Source organism: Stutzerimonas sp. R40042, assembly GCF_026642215.1.
Lineage (GTDB): Bacteria > Pseudomonadota > Gammaproteobacteria > Pseudomonadales > Pseudomonadaceae > Stutzerimonas > Stutzerimonas frequens.
The window spans coordinates 1,696,692-1,708,316 of record NZ_CP113258.1; the positions used below are offsets into that span (position 1 = coordinate 1,696,692).

Annotated in this window: 12 protein-coding genes; 7 read left to right on the forward strand and 5 right to left on the reverse strand. The window is 63.1% G+C overall.

Annotated elements, in window-relative coordinates:
• Nucleotides 1-150: 150 nt before the first annotated feature.
• From OUY36_RS08090 to ispD, 5 genes are all read left to right on the forward strand, one after another.
• A complete protein-coding gene (locus OUY36_RS08090) occupies nt 151-1,782 on the forward strand; it encodes a CTP synthase (RefSeq protein ID WP_063543807.1) in 1,632 nt (543 codons plus the stop codon).
• Nucleotides 1,779-2,624 (forward strand): 3-deoxy-8-phosphooctulonate synthase, encoded by an 846-nt coding sequence (gene kdsA / locus OUY36_RS08095; protein ID WP_102840858.1) that lies wholly within the window; start codon nt 1,779-1,781, stop codon nt 2,622-2,624. The genes OUY36_RS08090 and kdsA overlap by 4 nt, the downstream gene beginning before the upstream one ends.
• A gap of 34 nt (nt 2,625-2,658) precedes the next feature.
• Nucleotides 2,659-3,948 (forward strand): phosphopyruvate hydratase, encoded by a 1,290-nt coding sequence (gene eno, locus OUY36_RS08100; RefSeq protein WP_230725799.1) that lies wholly within the window; start codon nt 2,659-2,661, stop codon nt 3,946-3,948.
• 140 nt (nt 3,949-4,088) lie between these two features.
• Nucleotides 4,089-4,367 (forward strand): cell division protein FtsB, encoded by a 279-nt coding sequence (ftsB, locus tag OUY36_RS08105; RefSeq protein ID WP_063543813.1) that lies wholly within the window; start codon nt 4,089-4,091, stop codon nt 4,365-4,367.
• Entirely contained in the window at nt 4,364-5,080 is a 717-nt protein-coding gene (gene ispD / locus OUY36_RS08110) for a 2-C-methyl-D-erythritol 4-phosphate cytidylyltransferase (RefSeq protein WP_267937483.1), read from the forward strand. Before ftsB ends, ispD begins: the two co-directional genes overlap by 4 nt.
• 36 nt (nt 5,081-5,116) lie before the next feature.
• Here the strand turns inward: ispD and OUY36_RS08115 are convergent, their stop codons facing one another.
• The 3 genes from OUY36_RS08115 to OUY36_RS08125 all read right to left on the reverse strand — a co-directional run bounded on the left by OUY36_RS08115 (nt 5,117) and on the right by OUY36_RS08125 (nt 7,708).
• The gene (locus tag OUY36_RS08115; protein WP_267937485.1) at nt 5,117-6,283 is read right to left on the reverse strand and encodes a baeRF3 domain-containing protein; all 1,167 of its coding nucleotides are present in this window, start codon (nt 6,281-6,283) and stop codon (nt 5,117-5,119) included.
• Between the two features lie 74 nt (nt 6,284-6,357).
• A complete protein-coding gene (locus OUY36_RS08120; RefSeq protein WP_102840862.1) occupies nt 6,358-6,672 on the reverse strand; it encodes an HPF/RaiA family ribosome-associated protein in 315 nt (104 codons plus the stop codon).
• A 136-nt stretch (nt 6,673-6,808) separates the two neighbouring features.
• A complete protein-coding gene (locus OUY36_RS08125; protein WP_200595086.1) occupies nt 6,809-7,708 on the reverse strand; it encodes a LysR substrate-binding domain-containing protein in 900 nt (299 codons plus the stop codon).
• Nucleotides 7,709-7,873: 165 nt separating this feature from the next.
• On the opposite strand from OUY36_RS08125, the gene OUY36_RS08130 reads away from it, so the two are divergent.
• A complete protein-coding gene (locus OUY36_RS08130) occupies nt 7,874-8,989 on the forward strand; it encodes an S-(hydroxymethyl)glutathione dehydrogenase/class III alcohol dehydrogenase (protein ID WP_133455894.1) in 1,116 nt (371 codons plus the stop codon).
• Between the two features lie 88 nt (nt 8,990-9,077).
• Nucleotides 9,078-9,923: an S-formylglutathione hydrolase gene (fghA, locus tag OUY36_RS08135; RefSeq protein WP_267937487.1), complete on the forward strand. Its 846-nt coding sequence runs from the start codon at nt 9,078-9,080 to the stop codon at nt 9,921-9,923.
• A 239-nt stretch (nt 9,924-10,162) separates the two neighbouring features.
• On the opposite strand, the gene OUY36_RS08140 is transcribed toward fghA, so the two are convergent.
• Together OUY36_RS08140 and OUY36_RS08145 are read right to left on the reverse strand one after the other, a co-directional pair.
• Nucleotides 10,163-11,212 (reverse strand): alkene reductase, encoded by a 1,050-nt coding sequence (locus tag OUY36_RS08140; protein ID WP_267937488.1) that lies wholly within the window; start codon nt 11,210-11,212, stop codon nt 10,163-10,165.
• 37 nt (nt 11,213-11,249) lie between these two features.
• The gene (locus OUY36_RS08145; RefSeq protein ID WP_267937489.1) at nt 11,250-11,552 is read right to left on the reverse strand and encodes an ArsR/SmtB family transcription factor; all 303 of its coding nucleotides are present in this window, start codon (nt 11,550-11,552) and stop codon (nt 11,250-11,252) included.
• Nucleotides 11,553-11,625: the final 73 nt, after the last annotated feature.

An 11,625-nucleotide genomic window follows, 5' to 3' on the forward strand; every position in this document is an offset into this window, starting at 1 on the left:
GGGCTTTCCGGTAGACTACGCTCCCGTCTCAATACAGCTTCTGCGGTTTCTTCGAATCCGCGGCAGTTGCGCTATTGCCGATCCGCGCAATGGCACCTTCGCTTTCCCCCGGCGGCGCCGGCCGCTTAACGCAGACTTCTAGGGTTTTTCATGACGCGCTACATCTTCGTCACGGGTGGTGTTGTTTCTTCATTGGGGAAAGGCATCGCCTCGGCTTCATTGGCGGCCATCCTGGAGGCGCGGGGCCTGAAGGTCACGATGCTCAAGCTGGACCCTTACATTAACGTCGATCCGGGCACCATGAGCCCGTTCCAGCACGGCGAGGTGTTCGTCACCCATGACGGCGCCGAGACCGACCTCGACCTGGGCCATTACGAGCGGTTCATCCGCACCCGCATGACCCAGAACAACAACTTCACCACCGGTCGCGTCTACGAGGACGTGCTGCGCCGCGAGCGCCGGGGTGATTATCTGGGCGCGACCATCCAGGTCATCCCGCATATCACCGACGAGATCAAGCGTCGCGTGATCAAGGGTGCCGGCGACGCCGACGTGGCGCTGGTGGAGGTCGGCGGTACCGTGGGCGACATCGAGTCGCAACCCTTCCTCGAGGCCATCCGCCAGTTGCGTGTCGAAGTCGGCGCCAAGCGCGCCATGCTGATGCACCTGACGCTGGTGCCTTACATCGCCACCGCCGGAGAGACCAAGACCAAGCCGACCCAGCATTCGGTGAAGGAGCTGCGCTCCATCGGCCTGCAGCCCGACGTGCTGGTCTGCCGTTCGGATCGCGCCATCGACGTGTCTTCGCGGCGCAAGATCGCGCTGTTCACCAACGTCGAAGAGCGTGCGGTGATCAGCCTGCCGGACGCCGACACCATCTACAAGATTCCGGGCATCCTGCATGCTCAGGGTCTCGATGACTACGTCGTCGAACGTTTCGGTCTCGAATGCCGTGGCGCCGATCTCTCCGAATGGGATCGTGTCGTCGATGCCAAGCTGCATCCGGAGAAGGAAGTCACCATCGCCATGGTCGGCAAGTACATGGAACTTCTGGATGCCTACAAATCTCTGATCGAGGCGATGAGCCACGCTGGCATTCAGAGTCGGACCAAAGTGAACCTGCGTTACATCGACTCCGAAGACATCGAGAACCAGGGCACCGGCCTGCTCGAAGGCGTCGATGCCATTCTGGTGCCGGGCGGTTTCGGCCTGCGCGGCGTGGAAGGCAAGATCGCCACCGTGCGCTATGCCCGCGAGAACAAGATCCCCTACCTGGGTATCTGCCTGGGCATGCAGGTGGCGGTCATCGAGTTCGCTCGCGATGTGCTGGGCTGGACCGATGCCAACTCCACCGAGTTCGACAAGGACAGCGGTCACCCGGTCGTCGGTCTGATCACCGAGTGGGAAGATGCCAGCGGCGCGGTGGAGACCCGCAGCGATAGCTCCGACCTCGGCGGCACCATGCGCCTCGGTGCGCAGGAATGTGGTCTGGAGCCGGGCTCGAAGGTGTTCGAATGCTATGGCCAGGAGCGCATCGTCGAGCGTCATCGTCATCGCTATGAAGTGAACAACAACCTGCTGCCGCAACTGCAGGCAGCCGGACTGAAAATCACCGGGCGCTCCGGAGACGGTGCGCTGGTGGAAGTGGTCGAGGCTCCGGATCATCCCTGGTTCGTCGCTTGCCAGTTCCACCCTGAGTTCACCTCCACGCCGCGCGACGGTCATCCGCTGTTCAGCGGTTTCGTCAACGCAGCGCTGGAATACAAGGCGAAGAAGGCATGAGCCAGAAGACCATTCGCGTAGGCAACATCGAGATCGCCAACGACAAGCCGTTCGTGCTGTTCGGCGGCATCAACGTCCTCGAGTCGCGGGACCTGGCCATGCAGGCCTGTGAGGAATACGTGCGGGTGACCGAGAAGCTCGGCATTCCCTACGTGTTCAAGGCGAGCTTCGACAAGGCCAACCGCTCGTCGATCACTTCGTTCCGCGGCCCCGGTCTGGAAGAGGGGATGAAGATCTTCGAGGAAGTGAAGAAGACCTTTGGCGTGCCGGTCATCACCGACGTACACGAGCCGTGGCAGGCGCAGCCGGTGGCAGATGTCTGTGACATCATCCAGCTGCCGGCCTTCCTCTCGCGGCAGACCGACCTGGTGGTGGCGATGGCCAAGACCGGTGCGGTGATCAACATCAAGAAAGCGCAATTTCTCGCACCCCAGGAAATGAAGCACATCCTGAAGAAGTGCGAGGAGGCTGGTAATGACCAGCTGATCCTCTGCGAGCGCGGCTCGTCCTTCGGCTACAACAATCTGGTCGTCGACATGCTCGGCTTCGGCATCATGAAGCAATTCGAATACCCGGTGTTCTTCGACGTCACCCATGCCCTGCAGATGCCGGGCGGTCGCGCCGACTCGGCTGGTGGGCGTCGTGCCCAGGTCACCGACCTGGCCAAGGCCGGCCTGTCCCAGGGGCTGGCCGGGCTGTTCTTGGAGGCGCATCCGGAACCGGAGAATGCCAAGTGCGACGGTCCGTGCGCGCTGCGTCTGAACAAGCTCGAAGCTTTCCTCACCCAGCTCAAGCAGCTGGATGATCTGGTCAAGAATTTCCCGCCAATCGAAACTGCTTGAAAGCCTTGCAGCTATCTATGGAGTGTTAACAACAATGGCAAAGATCGTCGACATCAAGGGGCGTGAAGTTCTCGACTCCCGTGGCAACCCCACCGTGGAAGCCGATGTGATCCTCGATAACGGCATCATCGGCAGCGCCTGCGCGCCGTCCGGTGCATCCACCGGTTCGCGCGAGGCTCTGGAACTGCGCGATGGCGACAAGAGCCGTTACCTGGGCAAGGGCGTGCTGAAGGCTGTGGGCAACGTCAACGGCCCGATTCGCGATCTGCTGCTGGGCAAGGATCCGGCCGATCAGAAAGCGCTGGACCACGCGATGCTCGAGCTCGACGGTACCGAGAACAAAGCCAAGCTCGGCGCCAACGCGATCCTCGCCGTGTCCCTGGCGGCTGCCAAAGCCGCTGCCCAAGCCAAAGGCGTGCCGCTGTACGCGCACATCGCCGACCTCAATGGCACCCCTGGCCAGTATTCGATGCCGGTGCCGATGATGAACATCATCAACGGCGGCGAACACGCAGACAACAACGTCGACATCCAGGAGTTCATGGTCCAGCCTGTCGGCGCCAAGACCTTCGCCGACGCGCTGCGCATGGGTGCCGAGATCTTCCATCACCTGAAGGCCGTGCTGAAGGCTCGAGGCCTGAACACCGCAGTGGGCGACGAGGGCGGCTTCGCGCCGAACCTGGCCTCCAACGAGGATGCGCTGGGTGCCATTGCTGAGGCGGTCGAGAAGGCCGGCTACAAGCTGGGCAGCGACGTCACCCTGGCTCTGGACTGCGCTTCCAGCGAGTTCTACAAGGACGGCAAATACGACCTGGCCGGTGAAGGCAAGGTGTTCGACGCCGAGGGCTTCGCCGATTACCTGGCGGGCCTGACTCAGCGCTACCCGATCATCTCCATCGAAGACGGCATGGACGAGTCCGACTGGGCTGGCTGGAAGGCGCTGACCGACAAGATCGGCGAGAAGGTTCAGCTGGTCGGTGACGACCTGTTCGTGACCAACACCAAGATCCTCAAGCGCGGCATCGACGAGAAAATCGGCAACTCGATCCTGATCAAGTTCAACCAGATTGGCTCGCTGACCGAAACCCTGGAAGCCATTCAGATGGCCAAGGCGGCCGGTTACACCGCGGTGATCTCGCACCGTTCCGGCGAGACCGAAGACAGCACCATCGCCGACCTGGCCGTAGGCACTGCCGCTGGTCAGATCAAGACCGGTTCGCTGTGCCGCTCCGACCGCGTGTCGAAGTACAACCAGCTGCTGCGTATCGAAGAGCAGCTGGCCGGCAAGGCACCGTACAACGGTCGTGCCGAATTCCGCGGCTGATCCCTGCGGCATTAAAAAAGGGCGGCGCGAGTCGCCCTTTTTTGTTTCAATCGGCATCGTCTTGGTGAGCGATCACTCCCGCGCCAAGGCTGTGTTGTCTTCCTCATTCGAACTGCCGCCGAAGTCGTTTCATGCCTGCTATGCGTCGCCCCTACTGGTTGTTCGTCGTGCTGATCCTGCTTCTCGGCGGGCTGCAGTACCGTCTTTGGGTGGGCGAGGGCAGCCTGGCGCAGGTCAACAGTCTGAACAAGCAGATTGCCGACCAGCAGGGCGAGAACGAGCGGCTGCTGGAGCGCAATCGAATCCTCGAAGCTGAAGTCCTGGAGCTCAAGCAGGGCATGGAAACCGTCGAGGAGCGTGCGCGTCAGGAGTTGGGCATGGTCAAAGAGGGCGAAACCCTCTACCAGTTCGTCGAATGAGCCAAGTCCAGTTGTCGAAGTTCTGGGTCGTCATTCCGGCAGCAGGGATCGGCAGTCGCATGCGTGCAGACCGTCCCAAGCAGTACCTGCGGTTGGCTGGGCGCTGCATTCTCGAGCATACCCTCGATCGTTTCATCGACCACCCGGCCCTGGCCGGACTGGTGGTCTGTCTGGCGTCCGACGATCCCTTCTGGCCGAACCTGGACTACTCCAGGGATGCGCGCATCCTGCGGGCGGCAGGCGGGCGCGAGCGTTGTGATTCGGTACTCAACGGCCTGCAGCGCCTTGCCGAGGCGGGGGCGAGCGCGGACGACTGGGTGCTGGTGCATGACGCCGCCCGACCCAATCTGGCGCGCGACGATCTGAGTCGCCTGCTCGTCGAGCTTGCCGATGATCCGGTTGGGGGACTGCTGGCTGTGCCTGCGCGGGACACGCTCAAGCGTGTAGGGCCGCAGGGGCGGGTCGTGGAAACGGTGGACCGCAGCGTCATCTGGCAAGCCTTTACGCCGCAGATGTTCCGCTTGGGCATGTTGCGCGCGGCGTTGGACTCGGCGCTCGCCGGTGGCCTGCAGGTGACCGACGAGGCGTCTGCAATGGAGTCGGCCGGCCATTCACCGCGAGTGGTCGAAGGTCGCGCCGATAACCTCAAGGTCACCCGGCCTGAAGATCTCGCCTGGTTGGAGCGCTGCTGGCAAGGCGAGCGTCACACCTGAAGCGCGGCGGGCAACCAGCGTTGCCCGCCAGCCTCGTTAGAAGCGGTAGATTGCCGCTGCTCCGGTAGCCGTCGGCATCCGTTCGGTCGGCACCACGACGACTTCACCACCTTGCTCAAGCGTCCAGATGGTCAGCTCGTCCAGCACGTCGGGCGTGTTCGCAGCCTCGGCGCTTGCCGACACGGCGCTTCCCTCGTTCTTGTCGACCCGTCCGGGGATCTGCCGCTCTGCCTCGACCAGCAGCGTGGCAACCCGACCCTGGCGGGTCGCCTGACCGATGTCTTCGAGCTGATCCGAGGCGAGGCCCTGACCATGGGAGGCGCCGAACTGATTCAGCAGCCCTTCCAACCGCTTCAGGTAGCGCGGCTGCATCACCATCCAGCTCTTGTCCCGCAGTTCGTCGACGCCGAGGGCGCGCTGCCCGTTCTCGATGCCTTCTGGTAGCAGGTACTCGTTGTGACTGATGCGGCGGAAGTGTGGCTGTTGTTCCGGCAGGGCCGCGAGGATCAGCGGCAGGCCGGACGGCCGGGAGTGGTGTTCGGTGATTGCGCGATCGACCTCGCGGAAATAGCGGTCACGGTCGCGGTCGATCTCCGCCTGTTTGCCGCTGCCGCCAGCCTCGACCTGCATCGGATCGCCCCGTTCGCTGGCGCGACTGTAGCCCTGCGGGAAGCCGCTCTGACCTTTCTCGGTCAGATCGTTACCCAGGGCATCGGCCAGCGTTCTGGGCACCGCTTCATGCAGCGGCACCTCATCCAGAGCATCCCGGTTGCCCTCGAACAGGCGCACCGAGTCGCGTGACAGGCAGAGGATCTGGTAGCGATCGGCCGATTGTGCAATGCGTACCAACGGCTTGAGATGCATGCGGTCGTTGGCGACAGCCATCTCTGGCACGCTGCGCTGCAGCCGATAGACCTGGAAATAGTCCTTTGCGCCGAACGCCGCTAGGCCATCGAGGCTGTGGTTCCAGAAATCGTTGTCATCGATCAGCGCGTAGAAGGGCTTGAGCAGGCTTTGCACCTGGTCGACATGGCCCTGCTGCCTGAGCGAATCCTCCAGTTGCTTGACCAGCTGCTTGAAGCGGATCGGGTCCTGCTGGCGCTCCGGAAAACTGCGATGTGTTTGCTGGTACAGCGAAAGGCAGGGGCCGTCCCGGTGTTTCAGCAGTTGGGTCAGGGTTTCACGATCGAGCAGTCGATTCATGCGTGGCCTCCAGTGGTATGGTCCGGTCCCTCGCAGAGTGACGATGGCGCGTTCAATGGCCATCGGTGGCCAGGTCAGTGGCGGTTGAACTTGTCCAGGGCGTGGCTGAGGGCGTGATTGAGCTTTTCCGCTGCCCCGTTGATAGCCAATTCCAATGTCTCGGCCTTGTGGGTCGCGGAGAGGGGTTCATGGCCCTTGACCCGCGCCTCCATCTGGCAGCGCTTGTCGTGCGGCCCACTCTTGTTGCTGTTCTCGTCGTTCAGATGCACTTCGATTCGGGTCAGATGGTCATCGAAGCGTTCCAGTTCGGTCTCGACTGTCGCCTTGACCCGTTCTTCGAGGTCGGCGGTAACGCTGATGCTGTGGTTGCTGTTCACCAGAACCTGCATGGTCTCCTCCTGATTTGCAGCGCTGCGCGCGTTAGGCGCTGGCGGCGCCAAGCGTCGCAGCTACACAACGTACGACGTGGCGGGCAGGGGCGGGTTCCACCTCGATGCCGACCTCGGACGCGCGGTCCGACGGCGCTCAGCTCGCGCTTTCGGCGTATTCGGAACGCCGGGCGAGACCGTCCCTGAGTGCTTCGATCAACAGGCGCACCTTCGGCAACAGGTAACGTCGCTGCGGGTAGACAGCCCAGACCGCCGTGTCTGGCGGCTGGTTGTGTTCCAGCAGCGAGACCAGCTCACCGCGGCGCAGCGGCTCCTGCACGTAGTAATCCGGCAGCTGGCAAAGACCGAAGCCGCGCAGGGCGGCGTCGAGCACCGCTTCGCCACTGTTGCAGCGCCAGTTGCCGCTGGGCTTGAAATGCTGCTCGCGCCCATCGACCTGAAATACCCAGGTGTCGCTCGTGCCGATCAAACAGTTGTGCCGGGCCAACTCGGAGAGCGTGTGCGGGCGGCCATAGCGCTCCAGGTAGCCCGGCGCGGCGCACAGGTACATGGCGCGTGGCGCGATGCGCGTCGCGACCAGGCGTGACTCGCCGAGTCTGCCCAGGCGAATGGCCAGGTCGTAGCCTTCCTGGACCAGATCCAGGGTGCGGTTGGATAGCTCGATATCGACACGCAGCTGTGGATGACGCGCCATGAACTCGTTTACCAGCGGCACGATGAAGCGCTCGCCGTAGGCCACTGCGGCGGTCATGCGCAGCAGGCCGGTCGGCGCGCTGTGCAGGTCGCTGATGGCGAGGAAGGCATCGTCACGCTCCTCGATCAATCGCTGGCAGCGTGCAAAAAATGTATGGCCGGCCTCGGTCAGCGACACGCGGCGAGTGGTGCGGTAGAGCAGGCGGGCCTGCAGGCGCTCTTCCAGACGAGCAATCTGGCGGCTGACGTGCGAGGTAGAAACACGCAGTCGCTCGGCGGCGCGCATGAAACTGCCGCACTCGACCACGGCGACGAACTCATCGAGGCCTTCCCAGCGATTCATGTTGGCTCCGCAAAATGGGTACAGCAGTGAAACAGATACGAATCCTAGCCTGATGTTTGCTGATTGTCCCTGTACCGCAACAATGTTTCCTTGGACGCCGGTCAATCCCCACGGAGTCGTGAATTACACTCTCTGTTTTTCCTGCATCAGTCGAGAGTGATGTTTATGACCGTCAAATCGCGCGCCGCCGTTGCCTTCGGCCCCAACCAGCCCCTGCAGATCGTTGAAGTGGATGTCGCCCCGCCCAAGGCTGGCGAGGTCCTGATCCGTATCGTCGCCACCGGTGTTTGCCATACCGACGCCTACACCCTCTCCGGAGAGGATTCGGAAGGTGTATTCCCCTGCATCCTCGGTCATGAGGGTGGCGGCATCGTCGAGGCGGTGGGCGAGGGCGTCACCTCGGTGGCGGTCGGCGATCACGTGATTCCGCTCTATACCGCCGAATGCCGCGAGTGCAAGTTCTGTAAGTCGGGCAAGACCAACCTGTGCAGCTCCGTGCGCGCCACCCAGGGCAAGGGCCTGATGCCCGATGGCACCACGCGCTTCAGCTACAACGGCGAGCCGATCTACCACTACATGGGCTGCTCGACCTTCTCCGAGTACACCGTGCTGCCGGAAGTCTCGGTGGCCAAGATTCCCAAGGAAGCCCCGCTGGAAAAGGTCTGCCTGCTCGGTTGCGGCGTGACCACCGGTATTGGTGCCGTGCTGAATACCGCCAAGGTGGAAGAGGGCGCCACCGTGGCGATCTTCGGCCTGGGCGGCATCGGTCTGGCGGCGATCATCGGTGCGAAGATGGCCAAGGCCAGCCGGATCATCGCCATCGACATCAATCCGGGCAAGTTCGCCATTGCCGAAGAGCTGGGCGCCACTGACTTCGTCAATCCGAAGGACCACGACAAGCCGATTCAGGAGGTAATCGTCGAGATGACCGATGGCGGCGTCGACTATTCCTTCGAGTGCGTCGGCAACGTGCAGCTGATGCGTGCAGCGCTGGAGTGCTGCCACAAGGGCTGGGGCGAGTCGACCATCATCGGCGTAGCCGGCGCCGGCCAGGAAATCAGCACCCGTCCGTTCCAACTGGTCACCGGACGCGTCTGGCGCGGTTCGGCGTTCGGCGGCGTGAAGGGGCGTACCGAGCTGCCGAGCTATGTGGAAAAGGCGCAGAGCGGCGAGATTCCGCTGGACACCTTCATCACCCACAACCTGCCGCTGGAGCAGATCAACGAAGCGTTCGACCTGATGCACGAAGGCAAGAGCATCCGAACCGTCATCCACTTCTGACCCCTGGGTGGGCAATGCCGTCGTCCGGCGGCTTGTCCACCTCGATCGGTGGAGGCCTGCGCGGTTTCCACCTTGCGCGAGACCGCTCATGACCCTTGAAATCGTTTCCAGCAACAAGAGCTTCGGTGGCTGGCACAAGCGCTACCGCCACCGCTCCAACGCCCTGAACTGCGACATGGTATTTGCCGTGTATCTGCCGCCACAGGCAGAACAGGGCGAGAAGCTGCCGGTGCTGTACTGGCTGTCCGGCCTGACCTGCACCGACGAGAATTTCATGCAGAAGGCCGGAGCGCTACGCATGGCGTCCGAGCTCGGCCTGATCATTGTCGCGCCGGACACCAGCCCGCGCGGCCCAGGCGTGCCGGATGACGCCGATGGCGCCTGGGATTTCGGTCTGGGCGCGGGCTTCTATCTCAATGCGACGCAAGAGCCCTGGGCCCAGCACTACCGGATGTACGACTACGTCGTCGAGGAGCTGCCGGCACTGGTCGAGGCCAACTTCCCGGTCTCCGAGCGCCGTGGCATCAGCGGGCATTCCATGGGCGGCCATGGGGCGTTGATCTGCGCGCTGAAGAATCCGGGCCGCTATTGCTCGGTATCGGCCTTTGCGCCGATCAGCAACCCGATCAACTGTCCCTGGGGTGAAAAGGCCTTCGGCCGCTATCTTGGCGAGGATCGTTCGCGCTGGCGGGAGTGGGATGCCTGTGCGCTGATCGCCGAGGCCCGCGAACGCTTGCCGCTTCTGGTCGACCAGGGTGATCGCGATGATTTCATGGACGGCCAGCTCAAGCCCCAGGCGCTGCGCGCCGCTGCGGATTCGGCCGGTCACCCGCTGACCCTGCGCATCCAGCCGGGCTACGACCACAGCTACTACTTCATCGCCAGCTTCATCGACGATCACCTGCGCCATCATGCCGAGGCACTGAGGGCGTAGGGTGGATGACGGCGCAGCCTCATCCACGCGTCTGTTTCGGTCGGCACCGGGGTGTTTTGCATGACCCTGCTCGCGTGGAAAACGCTTCGCTGTTTTCCACCCTACGAGCCCGCACAGCGCGCGCTGAAGGCGTAGGACGTTGGCCGCGCAGCCTCTTGCGCACGTCTACTGCCAGGGACGGCAGGACATAAAAAAGGCCCGAGCGGACATGCCGCTCGGGCCTTTCCATCGCCAGGAGCTTAGAGCGACGGATAATCGGTATAGCCAGCCGGGCCCTGGGCGTAGAACAGCTCGGGTTTCGGCTCGTTCAGCGGTGCGTCCTGACGCAGACGCTCGACCAGATCCGGATTGGCGATGTACGGAATACCGAAGGCCACCGCATCGGCCTTGCCTTCCGCCAGCCAGGCGTTGGCCTGTTCCTTGGTGAAGCGTTCGTTGGCGATGTAGACGCCGCCGAAGAGCTGCTTGAGCTGCGGGCCGAGGCTGTCTTCACCGGCCTTCTCGCGAGTGCAGATGAAGGCGATGCCGCGCTTGCCCAGCTCGCGGGCTACGTAGCCGAAGGTCTCGGCGCGGGTGGAATCGCCCATGTCGTGGGCGTCGGCGCGCGGTGCCAGGTGTACACCGACGCGCCCCGCGCCCCATACGGAGACGGCGGCATCGGTCACTTCGAGCAGCAGTCGTGCACGATTTCCCAGTGAGCCACCGTAGGCGTCGGTGCGCTTGTTGGTGCTGTCCTGCAGGAACTGATCGAGCAGATAGCCGTTGGCGCCATGGATCTCGACACCGTCGAAACCGGCTTCCTTGGCATTCTCGGCACCCTTGCGGTAAGCCTCGATGATGCCGGGGATCTCGTTGGTCTCAAGGGCGCGAGGCGTTTCGTAATCCTTCATCGGGCGGACCAGACTGACGTGCCCGGCGGGCTTGATGGCGCTGGGCGCGACCGGCAGCTGGCCGTCGAGGTAGATCGGGTCGGAGATGCGACCGACATGCCAGAGTTGCAGGACGATCTTGCCGCCCTTGGCATGCACGGAATCGGTGACCTTCTTCCAGCCCTGAACCTGCTCGGCCGACCAGATGCCCGGAGTGTCCGGATAGCCCACACCCATCGGCGTGACCGAGGTGGCTTCGCTGATGATCAGGCCGGCGTCGGCGCGCTGGGCGTAGTACTCGGCGATCAGGTCGCCTGGCACGCGGCCGGGCTCGGCTCGGCAGCGGGTCAGCGGCGCCATGATGATGCGATTGTTCAGTTCCAGGTCGCCGATCTTGATCGGGTCGAAGAGTGTGGGCATAGCGATACCGCTCCTGTTCAGGTGGTGGTTCGTAAGGTCAGAGTTCCTGGCCGATGCGCTCGATGAAGGTCTGGATCAGGGCATCGTTGCGCTTGAAAAAATGCCACAGGCCTACCTTCTGGCTGGTCACCAATCCGGCTTTCTGCAGGGTCGCCAGGTGGGCCGATACGGTTGACTGCGACAGGCCGGCGCGCTGATCGATCTGACCGGCACACACGCCGTTCTCCAGCGAATGGTGCTGCTCGGCGAAATAGCGTTGCGGCTCCTTGAGCCAGCGCAGGATGTCGCGGCGCAGCGGATGGGCGAGGGCCTTGATGATGTCGTCGAAGTCGTCCGGCATGGTCTTCAGCTGCCTATATCGGGTTGAGGCGAACTATATATCGGTATTTGACGATACGAGATCGATTCGGCTG

Coding starts and splice junctions, on each gene's coding strand:
- OUY36_RS08090 (WP_063543807.1), top strand. CDS start 151: ATGACGCGCTACATCTTCGTCACGGGTGGTGTTGTTTCTTCATTGGGG.
- kdsA (WP_102840858.1), top strand. CDS start 1,779: ATGAGCCAGAAGACCATTCGCGTAGGCAACATCGAGATCGCCAACGAC.
- eno (WP_230725799.1), top strand. CDS start 2,659: ATGGCAAAGATCGTCGACATCAAGGGGCGTGAAGTTCTCGACTCCCGT.
- ftsB (WP_063543813.1), top strand. CDS start 4,089: ATGCGTCGCCCCTACTGGTTGTTCGTCGTGCTGATCCTGCTTCTCGGC.
- ispD (WP_267937483.1), top strand. CDS start 4,364: ATGAGCCAAGTCCAGTTGTCGAAGTTCTGGGTCGTCATTCCGGCAGCA.
- OUY36_RS08115 (WP_267937485.1), bottom strand. CDS start 6,283: ATGAATCGACTGCTCGATCGTGAAACCCTGACCCAACTGCTGAAACAC.
- OUY36_RS08120 (WP_102840862.1), bottom strand. CDS start 6,672: ATGCAGGTTCTGGTGAACAGCAACCACAGCATCAGCGTTACCGCCGAC.
- OUY36_RS08125 (WP_200595086.1), bottom strand. CDS start 7,708: ATGAATCGCTGGGAAGGCCTCGATGAGTTCGTCGCCGTGGTCGAGTGC.
- OUY36_RS08130 (WP_133455894.1), top strand. CDS start 7,874: ATGACCGTCAAATCGCGCGCCGCCGTTGCCTTCGGCCCCAACCAGCCC.
- fghA (WP_267937487.1), top strand. CDS start 9,078: ATGACCCTTGAAATCGTTTCCAGCAACAAGAGCTTCGGTGGCTGGCAC.
- OUY36_RS08140 (WP_267937488.1), bottom strand. CDS start 11,212: ATGCCCACACTCTTCGACCCGATCAAGATCGGCGACCTGGAACTGAAC.
- OUY36_RS08145 (WP_267937489.1), bottom strand. CDS start 11,552: ATGCCGGACGACTTCGACGACATCATCAAGGCCCTCGCCCATCCGCTG.